Origin of the sequence: Photobacterium galatheae, assembly GCF_000695255.1 — a bacterium.
GTDB classification, from domain to species: domain Bacteria; phylum Pseudomonadota; class Gammaproteobacteria; order Enterobacterales; family Vibrionaceae; genus Photobacterium; species Photobacterium galatheae.
Map to the genome: position 1 here is coordinate 85,523 of NZ_JMIB01000013.1, position 17,331 is coordinate 102,853.

Below are 17,331 nucleotides of genomic sequence, written 5' to 3' on the forward strand. Positions count from 1 at the left end.
TGCTATGTATCGAAAGGCTGCTGGTTTTACCCTGATCGAACTGCTACTGGTGCTGGTGCTGTTGGCAACCAGCGCCGTAGCCGTGATTTTAACCCTGCCTGCCCCGAAAGACGATGCGCTGAAAGAAGAAGCGCAGCGTTTTCATTATCTGGTGCAGCTGCTGGGGGAAGATGCGATGCTCAACGGGCGAGACTATGGTGTCCGGATTGACCGGCAAGATTACCGCTTCTTTGAGCTGGCACCAGATGGCTGGCAGCCTTTGAAAGATTCCCGTTATTTCAGTGAAGTTACCTTGCCTGATTCATTGGGTATGGAAGTGAAAATCGGCAGCAATGCCTGGCAGGACGATGATCGTCTGTTTGAGCCGGGAACGCTGTTTGATGAAGATCTGTTTGCGGATGAAAAAGAGAAGCAGACCCGTCCCCCCCAGATCATTGTGATGGCCAGCGGCGAGTTTACTCCGTTTACCGTGACTTTTGACGCCAGCGGAGAGAGCAATGTCTGGCGGGTGGAAGCCGATGAAGTGGGGCAGCTGCATTTGCTGGCGCCGGGTGAAACCCGCGAGGAAACGAAGCCATGAAAGTCGGCCTGACGAAGTGTTCTCAAACTGGGTTTACCCTGCTGGAAGTATTGGTGGCGCTGGCCATTTTTGCCACGGCCGCCCTGAGTGTGATGAAGGCTGTTGGTCAGCATATCAACACTGTGGGTTATCTGGAACAGAAAACCTTTGCCACCATGGTCGCGGACAATGAGTTTGCCCGGCTCCGCATTGCCGGTGAAAAGTTGACGGCTGAGAAAAAGGGCAAGTCAGAGCTTGCCGGGCAAACCTGGTACTGGTCGGTGAAAAGCACGAAAACAGCAGATGGTTATCTGAGAGCGCTGGATGTATCCGTAGCGACCGATGAAGCAATGAAAGACCGGGTAACCACCCTAAGGACCTACATTGAAAACTGAGCGTCGCCCATTTGGACCACAGCGTTCAGCCGGCTTCACGCTGCTGGAAGTGCTGGTGGCGATTGCCGTCTTCGCCATGCTCAGCATGTCTGCTTATCAGGTGATGAATGGGGTTCAGCGAAGCGATGAGCAGTCCCGGGAGCATAACGAGCGCTTGCAGGAAATCCAGCGGGCGATGGTGATGCTGGATGGTGACTTTCGCCAGATGGTTGCCCGTCAGGTCAGACAGCAGGGGAATGATGAAAGCAGTTCGCTGCTGCAAAGTGGCGAGTATCTTCTTGATTCTTCAAGTCATGGTATCCTCTTTACCCGTGACGGCTGGCAAAATCCGCAGCAGATGTTTCCCCGTAGTGAAATTCTTCGGGTCGGTTATCGGATCGTGGATGAAACGCTGGAACGGGTCTGGTTTCGCTATCCGGATACCGTCGTCGGAACTGAGCCACTGGTGCGCCAGGTGCTGACCGGTGTGACCGGACTGTCGTTTCGTTTCTACGGTGAGGGCTGGCAGGAGAACTGGACTGAGAGTGGCGCACTGCCGAAAGGGATTGCTGTCACGCTGACGCTGGATGACTTCGGCAAAGTTGAACGGGTCTATATGCTGCCCGAGGCGAAACTGCCCTCAGTGACCAAAAAAGACGGGGATGGAGATTCATGAGACCGTCACCAGCGAAACAGCGTGGGGTTGCCCTGATCGTTGTCCTGCTTCTGCTTGCCATGATGACGCTGCTTGCCGTACAGATGACCGATCGTCTGCAACTGAATTTTTACCGGGTTGAAAACCAGGTATTTAACCAGCAAGCCTACTGGTATAGCCAGGGCATGGAGCAGTTGGCCAAGGTGGCCATTGAGCAAAGCCTGTCTGACAGCGATACGGTGAACCTTAGTCAGGTCTGGGCGACGGAAGGACAGAGCTATCCGCTGGATAACGGAGAAGTGAAAGGCAATATCTATGACCGTCAGGCCTGTTTTAATCTGAATGCTCTGTCTGGTCAGGCGCCGGAACAGGATCGCACGAAAAAGCCATTCCGGGTCCGTTTCCTGCAGGCCCTGTTGGAAGAAAGTGGGAGTGAAAGTTACGAAGCTGAAGTGGCGGCGGATTCGGTCTGGGAATATGTCGATCCGGACGAGACGGTCTACAGCGCCTATGGTGCAGGTGACAGCAGTTACGAAGGATTTTCTCCGCCTTATCTTCCCCCCAGAAATCTGATGGCGGATATCACTGAATTTCGATCGGTGAATGGTGTGAGTGCCAAAATGTTTCAGCAGACACGCGCATTATTGTGTGCGTTGCCGACCACCGATTTGCTGATTAACGTCAATACCATTACCGCGAAGCAGGCAGCCTTGCTGGTTGGGGCATTCAGCCCTGAACTGAGCCTGGATGATGCCCGTCAGCTGATCGAAAATCGCCCTTATGATGGCTGGCAGGATGTGGATGCATTTTTAGCGGATGGTGCGATTAGCCGGCTGACCAAGACGGTCCGGGATCAGGCGAAGCCTTATCTGGCTGTCAAAAGTGATTTTTTTGAGCTGGATGCTGAAGTGAAAGTAGACCGGGCTCGATTAAGAATATTAGCCCTGCTCAAACGAGACGGGGAGAACAAGGTGACGGTTGTGCGTCGTCGATATGGAGGAATGAGTGAGCGAGTTTCTGACGATAAGGCTAAGTAGCCGTCCTGCCGGGCCGGTGCATTGGCTGGTCTGGTCGCCACAGCAACAGGAAGTGATTGCCTCGGGTGAACTGGCTGACTGCAGTCAGCTCAGCGAGCTGGCGGATTACGGTGCGAACCGCCCCGTTTATTTGCTCGTGCCAGGAAGTGATTTACTGCTGAGTCAGGTGTCGATTCCATCCGGTTCCGGACGCCAGCTTGCGCAGGTGCTACCTTACCTGCTGGAGGAAGAGCTGGCTCAGGATGTGGATGATTTGCATATTCACATGCTCCAGCGTGAAGCGGATAAAGCACATGTGGCTGTGGTAGGTCACCAGCGAATGCAGGACTGGCTGTCATTGTGTGAGGATGCCGGGCTTTCCGTTCGGAAAGTGATTCCGGATTGTCTCTGTCTGCCGGCATTTGAGAACAGCTATAGCGCCGCGGAAATTGATGGCCAGTGGTTACTGCGTCAATCCGTGGCCCAAGGTATTTGTGCCGACAGTGAATGGCTGGCGAGCTGGCTGATGGCACAGAAAGTCCCTTTGGTCAGCCAGGCCATGGAAGAGGATCTTTCTGAGGAGTCGGTTGAGGTTGACGTTGCTGAAGCGCTGACAGACGAAGACTCAGAGGCGGTTCAGACGCGTATCCGTCACTTTACGCCGGCACCATCGGGGATGCCTGGGGTGTGGCAGGCTGAAGCACCTGAACTGGTAATGGCGCTGCTGGCAAAGGGCGCGCACGAGAGTAAAGCCAGCCTGTTATCTGGCCCTTACAAGTTGCAGCCAACCTGGCATAAAGCTCTGAAGCCCTGGCGTAAAGTCGGCATTGCCGCGGCGTTGCTGTTAGGCGTGATGGTGGCTGAATATGTGGTTCGGGTGCAGAGCATCGAGCAGCAGGCTCAGGCTTATCAAGATGAGAGTTACCGGATTTTCCGTGAGGTGTTGCCTCAGTTTAAGTCGATTCCATACACGGGATATGTGAAGCGTCAGTTCAATGATGAGATGAGCCGTCTCGGCGGTGCGGAGTCCGGCCAGGGGCTGTTACCGTGGCTGGTTAAGTTACGGCCCGCGTTGAGTAAAGTGCCGCAGCTAACCGTTCATAACCTGAAATACGATCAGAACCGTAAAGAATTGCGTCTTCAGGCCGTTGCGGCAGAATTCCAGCACTTTGAGCAACTCAGGGTGCTGTTGGTGGAAGAATTTGAAGTCGATCAGGGCCAGTTGAACCGGGAAGGCCAGCAGGTGAGTGGTGCACTGGTGCTGAGGAGGCGTTCGTGAATCAGTGGTTTAAATCATTAACCAGTCGTGAACAGCGTCTGGTGGTCGGTGGCGGGATTGCGCTGGTGATTGCCGTCCTCTACTGGGGGATCTGGCAGCCGATGGCCCTGCGGGCGCAACACGCTGAAGATCAGCTGAAAGTCCAGCGCCAGCTATTGTCCTGGGTAAGCAATACAGCGAATGAAATTACCCAGCGCAGAGCGAAAACCGGTGCGACAGGAAGCATTAGTCCAACGGGGTTGAATCAGGTTGTGAATGAAACAACCCGACGTTTTCGGATTGAATTGATCCGAATGCAGCCGCAACCGCGCGATGAGTCGGTGCAGGTCTGGGTGCAGCCATTGCCGTTTAATACCCTGGTGAACTGGCTGGCATTTCTCCGGGATGAGCATGGGATTGAAGCGAAATTTCTGGATGTGTCCAAAACCGATCAGTCCGGTGTGGTCGAAGTAAACCGTTTACAGTTGGGACGAGGCTAAGCGTGGGTTTCAGAGTGTTTGTTGGGGTGAGCTTCATGCTTGCCTTGCTGGTGAGTTTGTTGGTGCATTTGCCCGCAAGCTGGTTATGGCAGTATGTTCCGAAGACACCGGGGTTGGCTGTCTCCGGGATCAGTGGGACGCCCTGGAAAGGCAGAGCGTCGCAAATCCGCTGGCAGCAGTGGGTCTTGGGAGAGGTTGACTGGAATATGTCGCCTTGGAAGCTGCTGACAGGCGATGCAGTTTTTGAGGTGAATATGGGCAAGGGCAGTGCGCTGGGATACCGTGGCCACGGCACCCTTGGCATTAATTTTGATGGCCCATATGCACAAGACTTTGTGCTGACGATGTCAGCGCAACAGGCGGTACAGTATATGCGCTTACCTGTACCGGTAACCTTGGGGGGCAGTTTTACACTGACGCTGGATGATTACCGCTTTGCGCCGCCTTATTGTCAGACGCTGGATGGTGGATTGGCCTGGAATGGTGCTTTGGTTGGCACGCCACTGGGCGAGATTGACCTGGGGCCGGTGAATGCTGAGCTGAGCTGTAACGACGGGCAACTGGCGGCCATCGCTCGTCAGACATCTGAGCAGGTCAACAGCGAGTGGCAGGCTAGCTTGAGCCAGAATCAAACCTATAGCCTCAATGGCTGGTTTACGCCGGGCACAGAGCTGCCAGCCAATTTGCGGGATCAGCTCAAGTGGTTGGGCAATCCGGATGCCAGCGGTCGTTATCCGGTCCGGTATTCTGGTCGCCTGTAATCTTTGAGTGGCAGTGTTCTTCAAAGCTGAAATGGTCTGACGGGTTTGAGGAAGGTGGCATTTTTACTTTATTTTCTGACAGCCTTGCCATTTAATAGCCAATAGACCAAGTTACAAGGAAACAGCATGGCGGCAGAAAGTAAAAAACCAACCATTCTGGCGACTGAGGTTGTGGCGCAGTCACGCCTGTTCAAGATTGAGTCTTTGGATCTTCGCTTCAGTAACGGTGAGACACGGACCTATGAGCGGATGAAGCCTAGCGGGCGTCATGCGGTGATGGTCGTCCCGGTGACTGCTGAAGGCGATTTGTTGCTGGTGCGTGAATACTCAGCCGGCACCGACCGCTATGAGCTGGGTTTTCCGAAAGGACTGATTGACCACGGTGAAGCCGCCGAGCAGGCAGCGAACCGTGAAATGAAAGAAGAAATCGGTTTTGGTGCCCGAACTCTGGTGCCCATGAAAGAAGTCGTGCTGGCCCCGTCCTACTTTTCCAGCCGGATGACCCTGTTTCTGGCACAGGACCTGTATCCTGAATGGCTGGAGGGGGACGAACCTGAACCGCTGGAAATCGTCCGCTGGCCATTGGCGCAGGCGGAGGAACTGCTCAGCCATCTGGACTTTGCAGAAGCCAGAAGCATCACCGCCTTATTTTTGGCATTGAAGTATTTATCCTAGCGCAGGAGTGTGAGATGGAACTATCGAGCCTTATTCCATCCGTCATTGAAATTGCCCGGGCATCGGGACAGGTCATTCTGGATATCTACCAGCGTGGCCAGTTTGAGAAGCAGGTCAAGCAAGATAATACCCCGGTCACCAGTGCAGATCTGGCAGCCCATAAACTGGTGCTGGAACGTTTAACTGAACTGACCCCGGATATTCCCGTTTTGTCGGAAGAAGATGCCGCCATTCCGCTGGCGGAGCGAAGCCAGTGGCAGCGTTACTGGCTGGTAGACCCGCTGGACGGAACTCAGGAGTTTATTGCCGGGAGCGGAGATTTCGCGACCATTATCGCGCTGGTGGAAGACAACCAGCCTGTGATGGGAGTGGTCTACGCGCCGGTGTCTGGTGTGGTGTATTATGCGTACCGGAAGCAGGGTGCCTGGAAGATTACGCCAGAGGGCGAAACCGTTCAGATTTCTACCCATAAACATGAAGGTCCGACGCGTTCGATTGCTGTGGCCATTAGCCGACGTCAGGATATTCGTGTGATCACCAATCGGTTAGATCCGGCACTGAACTATGATTTGGTGCCACTGGGTTCGGCGGCGCTGAAGTCCTGTCTGGTCGCGGAAGGTGCAGTTGATTGCTATCTGCGCCTGGGGCCAACCGGAGAGTGGGATACCGCGGCGACGCAATGTATTGTCGAAGAAGCGGGTGGGCGTATTTTGAATACCCATCTGACACCGCTGTCTTATAACGAACGGCATACGCTGGAAAACCCGAATTTCATTACGCTGGGTGACGAAAGTTTGCCCTGGTCCGAAATTCTGACGCCGGATAACCGGATGATGGAAGCCAGTTAAGGAAACATCAAAGCGGCCCGGAAGGGCCGTTTTTTTTCTGCGTCACATCTCCCGTTCGAATATCCGATCACAGGTCTGAATCAGCTGCTCGGCCAGAGTCCGGCTGAGCGCCGAGAGCTTACTTTGTGCATGTAGGGTGACTTCCATATCCGGAACCGATGGCAGCCCGTCCCGTTCGTCCAGAATCCGGTGTTGTGCGGTGACCAGTCGTCGGGGTAGTAGTGAAATCCCCAGCCCTGATTCGACAGCGCAGCAGACACCGGACAGGCTGGTACTGACATAGGCCAGTCGCCAGCTTCGGCCAAGACTGTCGAAGGTATGGGCCATTTCGTTCCGGTATAACCCGCCGATTGGGAATGAGACCAGTGGGACGGGGTGTTGATCGAGATTGTTGCTGTGCAGTGCATCAATCCAGCACAGGGGTTCTGGCCAGTGACTCAGACCGGGCTGGCTGCCCGGACGTTGTTTCACCAGTGCCAGATCCAGTTCATTGTTCTGAAACTCTCGCCAGATATCACTGCACATCCCACTTTTTACTTCCAGCCGGATGCCCGGATACGCACTGGAAAAGGCGTGCAGGGTGGGCATGATGGCATGGGTGGCAAAATCTTCCGGCACGCCCAGCCGGATTTTCTGCTGTTCGGCACTGAGACTGGTTTGTGCAATCGCTTCATTCATGAGTTGCAGGATGCGCCGGGCATAGCTGAGCACCCGCTCCCCTTCCAGTGTTGCGGTGACATAGCGGCCTTTGCGATGCAACAGTTCACACTCAAGCTGGGATTCAAGTTTACGCACTTGCTGGCTGACCGTTGATTGTGTGAGGTGAGTGCTCTCTGCGGCACGGGTAAAGCTGCCGCTGTCAACCACGGCTACAAAACTACGCAGCAATACCGGATCTAATATCTTGTTCAGGTTCATTATTTTTCAGTGGGAAATCCACTAACTGGCATTTATTTATTTAATTTATAAATCAAATAGCCATGCTCTACAATCAGAAGTCTCCAGTATCGAAACAGCAGTCTCATCCTGACCCTGCTTTATCTATCGGCGCAGTCACACTGCTATACATGAAAGGATATCTGTCATGGCTCGTAATACCTATTATGCCCCTCAGGGCGGTCTGCCCCCTCAAACTCAGATTTTGTCTGACCGCGCGGTGTTTACCGAAGCGTATGCCATCATTCCCAAGGGGGTGATGAGCGATATCGTGACCAGTTTTCTGCCGTTCTGGGAAGGCACACGACTTTGGGTGATTGCCCGCCCAATGACAGGATTTGCAGAAACGTTCTCTCACTACATCATGGAAGTGTCGCCGCAGGGTGGCAGTGAGAAACCTGAGCTGGACGCCGGCGCAGAAGGCGTGTTGTTTATCGTTGAAGGAGAGATGACCCTGACGCTGGAAGGCGAAGAGCATCATATGGTAACCGGAGGTTATGCATATCTGCCGCCTTCAGCACAATGGCGACTGAAAAATTACAGCGATGCACCGGTGCGATTCCATTGGATCCGGAAAGCGTATCAGTTTGTGGATGGTATTGCGGTGCCAGATGCTTTCGTGACCAATGAAAACGACATTGAACCAACCGCCATGCCGGACACTGGTGATGTCTGGGCGACCACCCGGTTTGCTGATCCGGCAGATATGCGTCATGACATGCATGTTAATATTGTGACTTTCCAGCCCGGTGGAATCATTCCTTTCGATGAAACCCATGTGATGGAGCATGGTCTGTACGTACTGGAAGGGAAGGCCGTTTATCACCTGAATCAGGACTGGGTCGAAGTGGAAGCCGGTGATTATATGTGGTTGCGTGCGTTCTGCCCGCAGGCCTGTTACGCGGGGGGGCCGAGCCGTTTCCGTTATCTGCTGTACAAAGATGTCAACCGTCATATGCTGCTGAACCCGTCATCGGCGTATCGTGGTAACCGGCTGTAACGGCTTACAAGTATACAAAAACGGCGCACTTCCGAGTGCGCCGTTTGGTTTATGGGGTGTATGGTTCCACAGGGAGAGCTGCAGAATGGTGCTTTCAAAACAGGCGGTTCAGCCCGTTCAGTGCAGCAACACGATAGGCTTCTGCCATGGTTGGATAGTTGAAGGTGGTATTGACGAAGTAGTCGATGGTATTACCGCCGTTCTTCTGTTCCATAATCGCCTGGCCGATGTGGATGATCTCTGCCGCACGCTCACCGAAGCAGTGAATCCCGAGGATCTCTTTGGTGTCGCGGTGGAACAGGATCTTCAGGCTACCAACATCCATACCCGCAATCTGGGCCCGGGCCAGATGCTTGAACTGGGCGCGACCCACTTCATAGGGGATTTTTTCTGCCGTCAGTTGTTGCTCGGTTTTGCCGACTGAACTGATTTCCGGAATGGTATAAATCCCGGTCGGGATATGGTCAATCAGTTGCCCCTGTGCCTGACCGGTTGCAATGGCTTGTGCGACGAAGCGGCCTTGGTCATAGGCGGCACTGGCCAGGCTCGGGTAGCCAATCACATCACCCACGGCATAAATGTTGTCGATTTCGGTGCAGTAGTTTTGATCGACGGATAACTGACCCCGGGAATCGGGTGTCAGCCCGACAGCGTCCAGATTCAGACGGTCGGTATTACCGGTACGACCGTTCGCGTACAGCAGGCAGTCGGCTTTCATTTTCTTGCCCGACTCCAGATGCAGGATCACTCCGTCATCTGTTCCTTCAATTTTGTTGTAGGTTTCGTCGTTTCGGATCAGCACGCCGTTGTTCCACAGGTGATAAGACAGCGAATCGGAGATCTCGTTGTCCAGAAACTCCAGCAAGCGCTGGCGGGTGTTGATCAGATCGACTTTGACGCCCAATCCACGGAAAATTGACGCATATTCACTGCCGATGACACCCGCACCGTAAATAATGATGTGTCGCGGGTCGTGTTGCAGGCGCAAAACGGAGTCGCTGTCATAAATACGTGAGTGATTGAAATCGACGTTATTCGGGTGATATGGCCGTGAACCGGTTGCGATCACGAACTTGTCAGCGGTGTATGTTTCCTGACTGCCGTCGTGATGACGAACACGAACGGTGTGGCTGTCTACAAAACTGGCCTCGCCAGAGAGGATGGTGCATTGGTTGCGATCATAAAAACCCTGACGCATGCGGGTTTGCTTACTGACCACAGTTTGCGCATGGCCCAGGATCTGGCTGAATGTGCTGTGTAGTGGTGTTGTGTTTCGGCTGTAGAGTGGGTTTTTGTTGAATTCGATGATCCGGCTGACCGCATGACGTAACGCTTTGGAAGGGATAGTCCCCCAGTGGGTACAGCCGCCACCAACACTGCTTTCTCGCTCCACAATTGCGACGTTGAAGCCGGCTTTGGTGAGCCCCATGGCGGCCCCTTCGCCTCCGGGTCCGCTGCCGATAATGATCACATCATAGTGTGAGGGAGTCGTAGGGTGTTGTTTAGTCATGGGCCGCCTTTATGATTCGATTGTTTTTGTGGTGAGGAGTGTAACGTTTTCCTGCACAAGGGAAAATCGTCTTGCCGCGATAGAGCGCGGAGGATCACGTTGTCGGTGATAGAATTCTCAAAAATGTGCCTGAATATCAGTAGATTGTGAGCCGACTGGGAAAACCGGAACCGTGACTTTGCTTCCAGCTGAGCGGGTCGTTAGTATTCCCCCGGGCGAAAAGTGGATTGACGCTGAACAAGTTTCAGAAAGCGGGTATAGTGAAACACAAACTGGCAACCGAGAAGCAGTCAACCATGGGGATTAGGGCCCAACAGAAAGAAAAAACCCGGCGTTCACTGATTAACGCAGCATTTAACCAGCTCAGTGCCGAGCGAAGTTTTTCCAGTCTCAGTTTGCGCGAAGTCGCCCGAGAAGCGGGGATCGCGCCAACGTCATTTTATCGTCACTTCAAAGATATGGATGAACTTGGACTAACATTGGTTGATGAGGGTGGCTTGCTGCTTCGCCAGTTGATGCGTCAGGCTCGGCAGCGTATTGCCGAGGAAGGCAGCGTTATCCGCACTTCTGTTGAAACCTTTATGGAATTTATTGAAAGCAGCCCGAACGTGTTCCGGTTGCTGTTACGGGAGCGCTCCGGCACGTCTCCTGCGTTTCGTGCGGCAGTTGCGCGTGAAATTCAGCACTTTGTGGCGGAACTCACGGAGTATCTGGTGGCCAAAAGTGGAAGTCATCATGAAGATGCCTTTATTCAGGCTGAAGCTTTGGTGACCTTGGTGTTCAGCTCCGGTGCTGATGCGCTGGATCTCGATGCTCAGGCGCGGGCAGAGCATGCCGAGCGTTTGATTATGCAACTGCGGATGATTGCCAAAGGTGCTTACTGGTATCGTAAAGAGCGTGAGCGGAACACGCTGGCGCATAAACCTAAATAGAAAATGTTGGTGAAAATATGGACAAGCAACAAGTTAAAGCAGAACGCAAGACCTTAATCCTGTCACTGCTGGCAGGGCTATGCGGTAATGCCACACTGGCTGTGTTTACTTCCAGTGCGGTCGCTTTCTCTATTTTTCCTGTCATTGCATTTGTGATGACAGTGTATTGCCTCTATCAGGATTACCTGACTCGTCCAATGTCGGAAGGGACACCGCAAATTGCCTTTGCGCTGTTTTTAGTCGGGGCTTTTGGGTATTCCGCATTCCTGCGCGCCCAGACACCGGATATGGGTTCGAACTTCCTGCCGCTGATGATCTGCCTGGCGTTGTTGCTGTGGGTGGCCTACCGAATGGGCATCATGAAGCCAAAATCGAAGACCCAGCAAGACGCATAAGCTTGTTCATCTCATGCAAAAAGGCGCCGACAGGCGCCTTTTTTGTCTCAGAATGATTGTGCCCGAGCGTGCGATTATTTCCGCTCCAGCATGACTCCGGCTTCCATGTGGTGGGTATACGGGAACTGGTCAAACAGCGCAAAGCGGGTGATCCGGTGTGTGGTGCTCAGAATTTCCAGATTAGCTTTCAGGGTGTCCGGGTTACAGGAAATGTAGACGATGCGCTCGTAGCCCTGCACCATACGGCAAGTATCGTCATCCATGCCAGCCCGTGGCGGATCGACGAAAATGGTATTGCAGTTGTAGCTTTTCAGGTCAATGTTGTTGTCTTTCAGACGGCGAAACTCGCGCTGACCTTCCATGGCCTGTGTAAACTCTTCAGCAGACATCCGGATGATCTGCACGTTATCAATCTGGTTTGCTGCAATGTTGTACTGAGCTGAGTCCACAGACGGTTTCGCCAGCTCAGTTGCCAGAACGCGCTCAAAGTTCTGTGCCAGTGCCAGAGAAAAATTCCCGTTACCGCAATACAGTTCCAGCAGATCGCCTTCGCTGTCCTGCGTACAGTCGACGGCCCACTCAAGCATTTTCTGGGCAACTTCACCATTTGGCTGGGTGAAACTGTTCTCGACCTGCTGATAGGTCAGGGTGCGATCATTGACTTTCAGTTTCTCAACCACGTAGTCCTGATTCAGCACGATTTTCTGTTTACGTGCACGGCCGATCAAATTGAGGTTGAAGCCCTCATCATTCAGGCGCTGCTTCAGCATTTTGGCTTCTGTGAGCCACTGATCGTCCAGTTGGCGGTGATATAACAGAGAAACCAGCACCTCGCCGCTTAAGGTCGACAGGAAATCGACCTGAAACAGTTTATGGCGCAGGGCGCGGTTTGGTTTCATGGCGTCCATCAGCAGCGGCATCAGATCGTTGATCAGGCGGCTGGCAGCAGGGAACTGATCGACACGGTACTTCTCGCGGGTTTCCTGATTGAACATGATGTAATACAGGTCTTCCCCTTCGTGCCAGACGCGAAATTCCGCACGCATACGGTAATGCTGTGCAGGCGAAGCAAACACTTCCAACTCCGGGGTGTCTACGTCAGCAAACAGCGCTTGCATACGCTCGGCTTTTTCGTCCAGCTGTGCCTGGTAGGTATCGGGGTTGATTGGGGTTGCTGCCATGGTGTTGCCTCAAAACTGCTCAAAATAAGAGCGGAGATTTTATTGCATTGTTGACTGATGTCCAGTGCAAGGGCAGAGAAAAATGCTGGTGGCGTAGATTTGTCATGAGTAATAGCAAACTAAACTAGACAACTGGAACGGTGAAAACTAGCATTTTGTTGCGATGGTTTGCCTGTATAGCAGACAGGCGGGGAATACGGTGAGAATCCGTAACTGACGCGCAGCGGTGAGAGAGAACGAAGACACAAGGCTGAAAGCCAGACACTGTTTCCTCAAGTGTGCGCAAGGCATGCTGAACGAAATGGGAAGTCGTTGTCCTAGGCGGTTGTTCAACCGTGCTCTCAAGTCCGAAGACCGGTCATCGTCGAAGGCAGTACGGAGACTGCCAGATTTCAACGCGATTTAAGGTATCCAAAATAATGAAAAAAACGCTTTTAGCAGTGGCGTTGGCACCGCTGTGCCTGCAATCCTCTCTTGTTTCTGCCCAGAACACGACTGAAAAGACCATGGTGGTTACCGCCAACCGGTTTGAGCAAAGTCATAAGAGTACATTGGCCGATATTGAAATTGTGACACGCCAAGATATTGATCAAATGCAGGCCAAAACACTACCTGATGTATTACGTCGTCTGACTGGTGTGCAAATTACGCAAAACGGTGGCCGTGGTCAGTTGGCTTCTATTTTTGTACGAGGAACAGATTCCGACCAGGTATTGGTCTTGGTGGATGGCGTCCGTTTTTCTCGCGCCGCTAAAGGAGCCGTAGATTTTAACCAAATTCCGTTGACTTATGTGCAGCGTATTGAATATGTGCGTGGTGCAAGAGCCTCATTATATGGCTCAGAAGCTATTGGTGGTGTAATTAACATCATTACTATTGCACGTGCCGATGAAGAGAGTACAAATGCAAATGTAGGGCTTGGTAGCCTAGATTATCAAGAGATTAGTGTCGCATCAGGTGTGAAAGTTAGTGACAAAGGTCAAGTGAATTTAGCTCTTGGTTCCGTGAGTGATGAAGGATATAACGTCCATCCTGTCACAGGGTTAAATGACGGTGATCGCCATGGATTTGATAGTAAAAATGGTTTACTAGGCTATGTACATCATTTTGACAAGCAGTGGTCAGCTTTTGGCAATTTTCGTATTTATGAAAATGTTTATCAGTATGACAGTAGCTATTCCTCTCGAAAATATTCAGAGTCTGAAAAAGACGACCTTTCAGCAACAGTTGGTGCAAAGTTTCAATCTGAAGAGATGATGTCTGAGTTACAACTGGTCACGCAGAAGCAAAAATCTTGGGACTATGAACAGAGCCAAGGGAAAATGAGCGGTACTCAAGATAAACTTGAACAGCAAAACATTCTGTGGACTAACAGTTATTTGTTTAATGATTCGGTCGTATTGGCTGGTGGTTTTGATTGGCGTAAGGAGTCTTATGCCGATAAGGTTGCAAAGAAAACTTTCGACAGGACCAACAGTGCAGTATTTGGCTTAGCTTCAGCACGTATTAACAATATGTCGCTTGAAGCAAGTTCCCGGCTGGATGAAAATGAAAAGTTTGGTAGTGAGTTCACTTACAATCTTGCTGCAGGTTATCAATTTATCCCTGAACTTGGTCTTAAGGCTTCTTTTGGTACAGCTTTTAAAGCTCCAAGCCTTTATCAACAGTATGATCCCAAATACGGCACCAAGGATCTGAAACCGGAAGAGTCGGAAGCATGGGAGATCGGGTTTAGCGGTGTAGTTAGAGAGGTTTACTGGTCGTTAACTGGATACGATTATAGAATTAACAATCTGATTGATTCTCACCCAGTAACTTATGAGTACCAAAACGTTAATGGTGAGAGCCATATCCAAGGCATCGAATTGGTGGCGGAGTTCGAGACAAGTATCATTCAGCATCAACTCAGTGCTGATTATAAAGATGCTGAAGATGCTGATGGTCATCAGCTCCAGCGTCGCGCAAAAGAGATGTATAAATGGAATGCGTTAGTAAGTTTTGAGCAGGTGGATTGGTCGGTTAGCTATTTATATGTCGGTAAACGTCCAGAATTGGATTACAGTACATTTCCAACGAGTAATGTGACGTTGGCTTCTTACTCTCTGTTTGATACAGCTGTTAGTTATTATGCAAATGAGTCAACGACGCTCAGTGCTCGCGTTGCGAATTTGTTTGATGAAGATTATGAAACGGCGCTTGGTTATCCAGCCGCAGAGCGTGCTTACTACCTGACTATTGGCTATCAGTTTTAACCCTCAGCCGCCTTCGGGCGGCTTTTTCGTGAGATGAAGATGAAACCCAGGAAAGTGATTGTCAGTTGGTCCTCCGGCAAAGACTCAGCCCTGACTTTGCTTCGGTTGCTGGAAAATCCCGGTTATGAGGTGACCGGCTTGTTCACGACTTATGTCGGCGATGAAGTACCGTTTCAGGCAACGCCAATCACTGTCGTCCGGGAGCAGGCGCGTTTGATTGGACTGCCTTTGCTGGAAATCCCACTGCCGCAGGTGTTTCCTGCCAATGAGGTTTATCAGTCGCTGGTGGTTGCGGCGATTCAAAACTCTGGATGGGAGACTGAGGCTGTCGCCTTTGGCGATATGTTCTGTAATGGCATTGAAGCTTACCGGCGGAGTTATATTGAGCCGGCTGGCTGGGAATGTGTTTTCCCTCTACTTGGTGAAGAGAGTCGTCAACTGGCGTTGGAAATTCTGAACAGGGGAATTCAAACCATATTGACCACGGTAGACACGCATCAGTTGAACGGTGATTTTTGCGGCCAATGGTTTGGGCATTCGCTGCTTGAACAACTGCCCGAAGGTGTCGACCCATGCGGAGAAGATGGCGAGTTCCATACTCTGGTGGTGTCTGCTCCATGTTTTCACGGGCAACTGAATATCAGTCCGTTGTTTGTGGAACGTGAGGAGCGTTTTCATTATCTTCGCTATCAGATCTCGGCCTCAGACTCACAGTAAACTGACGTCGCTGAGTTGGCTTTTAGGATTCAACCAGTATGATGAAGGCTTCAATCTTGTCAGTCAGAAAGACACTGTGAAAACCATCCTAATTTTTGATTCCGGTGTGGGCGGCTTATCTGTGTATCAGGAGATATACAGCTTGTTGCCTCATTATCAATATATCTATGCGTTTGATGACGCCGCTTTTCCTTATGGCGAACTGGAAGCGTCGACTTTGATCGAACGCACGCTGCATATCGTGAAGACATTGGTTGATAAACATCAGGCAGATCTGGTGGTCATTGCTTGCAATACGGCGAGCACGATTGTATTGCCCCATTTGAGGTCCGCTTTAAATCAGCCTGTGGTTGGCGTTGTTCCAGCGATTAAACCCGCCGCACAATTAAGCCAGAGTAAAGTGCTGGGCGTTCTGGCTACACCGGCAACCGTAAAGCGTCAGTATACTCAGTCATTGATTCAGGAATTTGCCGCCGACTGTGAAGTTCATTTACTGGGCACGACCCGGCTGGTGGAAATTGCTGAAATGAAGTTACGCGGCGGAAGGGTAGATCTGTCAGAACTGGCCGCCATCCTTCAGCCGTGGGAGTCGACGGCAATAGATACTGTGGTGCTGGGATGTACTCATTTCCCACTCATGAAAGAAGAGATTAAGAAAGTTTTTCCACAGGCCCGTCATGTCGTTGACTCCGGGAATGCAATTGCAAGCCGGGTCCAATCGCTTTTAGCCGAAGATATTTCAAGCGGAAGAAAGTGGCCGGTGGAAAATCTGACTTATCACACTTGTGACAAGTCAGATCATACGGCACTCAACGAAAGTTTGCTGGCGATGCAGCTCAGCCAGGTCAGAAGTCTGAACTATCCTCGTTTTTAGGCTCATTGGCTTCACGGACTTTCAGGGTACGTTGGCCAAATTCTTTCTCATTCAGTTTATTGATAGCGAAGTCTGCATCTTTGCTATTCATGACGACAAAACCGAATCCACGTCTTTTTCCTGTCCGTTTATCTTTCATGAGGCGGACAGCGAACACCTCACCGTATTCTGAAAATAGCTCTTTGACATCCCCTTCATTGGCTCGGTAAGGCAGGTTACCCACATAGAGTGTTTTGCTGCTCTGATTATCTTCTCCTTTGGGGCTGTCTGTTTGGTTTTTACCAAGATAGGCGTTGGCTAAACCGGACAAGATGGCACCTAATGCAAAAGCAATCGCTGCAGTTGAAGAAATGAAGCTAAAAATGACAGCGCCAATCAGTGTTATCAGCGCGACGATCATCGTGTATGAGTTAGAAAGTTTCATAGGCAAGCTACAGTGTCATTGATTGAATAGTAAGAATGCGAACTCTTTTAACAAATTAATCACATTAATATTACGTGTATAAGTTTCTGATTACCAGAAAGTGAAAATAGCGATCGTATAATGTTGACTTACGACGCATAATTTCACATTAGCTGAAATTATGACCGCTTAAACAATTTTTCTGAAGAAAAGGGTTGTCACGCATCTTCAAATCTCTATAATGCCGCCTCACCGACACGGGGTACGGAACAAACCGGCACTCTGGTCTGGATACAAGGCGGCACAAAGAAGCCAAATAAAAAATTGTTTGACTCTTTAAATTGATTCGTTAGAATGACCGCCCTGTTCGAGATTAACCCTTCGGGTTAACGACGAAAGCTCTTTAACAATTTGACCATGCAATCTGTGTGGGCACTCGACAATGATACAGTCAAAAAGATTTTATCAGTGAACTGAGTGACCAA

19 protein-coding genes and 1 riboswitch are annotated in these 17,331 nt (G+C 51.2%); of the genes, 15 read left to right on the forward strand and 4 right to left on the reverse strand.

Going from position 1 to position 17,331, the window contains the following annotated elements; genetic code table 11:
- Window positions 1-4 precede the first annotated feature (4 nt).
- The 9 genes from gspH to cysQ all read left to right on the forward strand — a co-directional run bounded on the left by gspH (window position 5) and on the right by cysQ (window position 6,646).
- Window positions 5-580 carry a type II secretion system minor pseudopilin GspH gene (gspH, locus tag EA58_RS07670; RefSeq protein WP_036751023.1) on the forward strand — a complete coding sequence of 192 codons (576 nt, stop codon included), beginning with the start codon at window positions 5-7 and terminating at the stop codon, window positions 578-580.
- The gene (gspI, locus tag EA58_RS07675) at window positions 577-954 is read left to right on the forward strand and encodes a type II secretion system minor pseudopilin GspI (protein WP_036751025.1); all 378 of its coding nucleotides are present in this window, start codon (window positions 577-579) and stop codon (window positions 952-954) included. Before gspH ends, gspI begins: the two co-directional genes overlap by 4 nt.
- Window positions 944-1,609 carry a type II secretion system minor pseudopilin GspJ gene (gspJ, locus tag EA58_RS07680; RefSeq protein ID WP_036751027.1) on the forward strand — a complete coding sequence of 222 codons (666 nt, stop codon included), beginning with the start codon at window positions 944-946 and terminating at the stop codon, window positions 1,607-1,609. The genes gspI and gspJ overlap by 11 nt, the downstream gene beginning before the upstream one ends.
- Window positions 1,606-2,625 (forward strand): type II secretion system minor pseudopilin GspK, encoded by a 1,020-nt coding sequence (gene gspK, locus EA58_RS07685; protein ID WP_036751030.1) that lies wholly within the window; start codon window positions 1,606-1,608, stop codon window positions 2,623-2,625. The genes gspJ and gspK overlap by 4 nt, the downstream gene beginning before the upstream one ends.
- Window positions 2,594-3,883: a type II secretion system protein GspL gene (gspL, locus tag EA58_RS07690; protein ID WP_081819585.1), complete on the forward strand. Its 1,290-nt coding sequence runs from the start codon at window positions 2,594-2,596 to the stop codon at window positions 3,881-3,883. Before gspK ends, gspL begins: the two co-directional genes overlap by 32 nt.
- Window positions 3,880-4,362 (forward strand): type II secretion system protein M, encoded by a 483-nt coding sequence (locus tag EA58_RS07695; protein ID WP_036751033.1) that lies wholly within the window; start codon window positions 3,880-3,882, stop codon window positions 4,360-4,362. Before gspL ends, EA58_RS07695 begins: the two co-directional genes overlap by 4 nt.
- Before the next feature lie 35 nt (window positions 4,363-4,397).
- A complete protein-coding gene (locus EA58_RS07700) occupies window positions 4,398-5,123 on the forward strand; it encodes a type II secretion system protein N (RefSeq protein ID WP_051641946.1) in 726 nt (241 codons plus the stop codon).
- A 126-nt stretch (window positions 5,124-5,249) separates the two neighbouring features.
- Window positions 5,250-5,798: an ADP compounds hydrolase NudE gene (nudE, locus tag EA58_RS07705; RefSeq protein ID WP_036751037.1), complete on the forward strand. Its 549-nt coding sequence runs from the start codon at window positions 5,250-5,252 to the stop codon at window positions 5,796-5,798.
- A 14-nt stretch (window positions 5,799-5,812) separates the two neighbouring features.
- Window positions 5,813-6,646 carry a 3'(2'),5'-bisphosphate nucleotidase CysQ gene (gene cysQ / locus EA58_RS07710; RefSeq protein ID WP_036751039.1) on the forward strand — a complete coding sequence of 278 codons (834 nt, stop codon included), beginning with the start codon at window positions 5,813-5,815 and terminating at the stop codon, window positions 6,644-6,646.
- A gap of 42 nt (window positions 6,647-6,688) precedes the next feature.
- On the opposite strand, the gene EA58_RS07715 is transcribed toward cysQ, so the two are convergent.
- On the reverse strand, window positions 6,689-7,564 hold the full coding sequence (locus tag EA58_RS07715) for a LysR substrate-binding domain-containing protein (RefSeq protein WP_036751041.1): 876 nt from the start codon (window positions 7,562-7,564) through the stop codon (window positions 6,689-6,691).
- A gap of 166 nt (window positions 7,565-7,730) precedes the next feature.
- On the opposite strand from EA58_RS07715, the gene EA58_RS07720 reads away from it, so the two are divergent.
- Window positions 7,731-8,582 (forward strand): bifunctional allantoicase/(S)-ureidoglycine aminohydrolase, encoded by an 852-nt coding sequence (locus EA58_RS07720; protein WP_036751044.1) that lies wholly within the window; start codon window positions 7,731-7,733, stop codon window positions 8,580-8,582.
- 94 nt (window positions 8,583-8,676) lie between these two features.
- Here EA58_RS07720 and sthA read toward each other — a convergent pair whose 3' ends face one another.
- Entirely contained in the window at window positions 8,677-10,092 is a 1,416-nt protein-coding gene (gene sthA / locus EA58_RS07725) for a Si-specific NAD(P)(+) transhydrogenase (RefSeq protein WP_036751046.1), read from the reverse strand.
- 296 nt (window positions 10,093-10,388) lie between these two features.
- Here sthA and fabR point away from each other — a divergent pair, with 296 nt between their 5' ends.
- Both fabR and EA58_RS07735 read left to right on the forward strand, forming a co-directional pair.
- The gene (gene fabR / locus EA58_RS07730; RefSeq protein ID WP_036751089.1) at window positions 10,389-11,024 is read left to right on the forward strand and encodes an HTH-type transcriptional repressor FabR; all 636 of its coding nucleotides are present in this window, start codon (window positions 10,389-10,391) and stop codon (window positions 11,022-11,024) included.
- Between the two features lie 17 nt (window positions 11,025-11,041).
- Complete coding sequence (locus EA58_RS07735) at window positions 11,042-11,419, forward strand: YijD family membrane protein (RefSeq protein WP_036751049.1); 378 nt, start codon at window positions 11,042-11,044, stop codon at window positions 11,417-11,419.
- Window positions 11,420-11,493: 74 nt separating this feature from the next.
- On the opposite strand, the gene trmA is transcribed toward EA58_RS07735, so the two are convergent.
- Window positions 11,494-12,600 (reverse strand): tRNA (uridine(54)-C5)-methyltransferase TrmA, encoded by a 1,107-nt coding sequence (gene trmA / locus EA58_RS07740; RefSeq protein WP_036751051.1) that lies wholly within the window; start codon window positions 12,598-12,600, stop codon window positions 11,494-11,496.
- Window positions 12,601-12,747: 147 nt separating this feature from the next.
- Window positions 12,748-12,977: riboswitch (cobalamin riboswitch) on the forward strand.
- Between the two features lie 42 nt (window positions 12,978-13,019).
- Here trmA and btuB point away from each other — a divergent pair.
- From btuB to murI, 3 genes are all read left to right on the forward strand, one after another.
- Window positions 13,020-14,852 (forward strand): TonB-dependent vitamin B12 receptor, encoded by a 1,833-nt coding sequence (btuB, locus tag EA58_RS07745; protein WP_036751054.1) that lies wholly within the window; start codon window positions 13,020-13,022, stop codon window positions 14,850-14,852.
- A 39-nt stretch (window positions 14,853-14,891) separates the two neighbouring features.
- Window positions 14,892-15,569, forward strand: coding sequence for a Dph6-related ATP pyrophosphatase (locus tag EA58_RS07750; protein ID WP_036751057.1), 678 nt, complete (start codon window positions 14,892-14,894; stop codon window positions 15,567-15,569).
- Window positions 15,570-15,645: 76 nt separating this feature from the next.
- Window positions 15,646-16,443, forward strand: coding sequence for a glutamate racemase (murI, locus tag EA58_RS07755; RefSeq protein WP_036751059.1), 798 nt, complete (start codon window positions 15,646-15,648; stop codon window positions 16,441-16,443).
- Here murI and EA58_RS07760 read toward each other — a convergent pair.
- A complete protein-coding gene (locus EA58_RS07760; protein ID WP_036751062.1) occupies window positions 16,415-16,867 on the reverse strand; it encodes an RNA recognition motif domain-containing protein in 453 nt (150 codons plus the stop codon). The two genes, murI and EA58_RS07760, sit on opposite strands and share 29 nt — an antisense overlap.
- Window positions 16,868-17,331 lie beyond the last annotated feature (464 nt).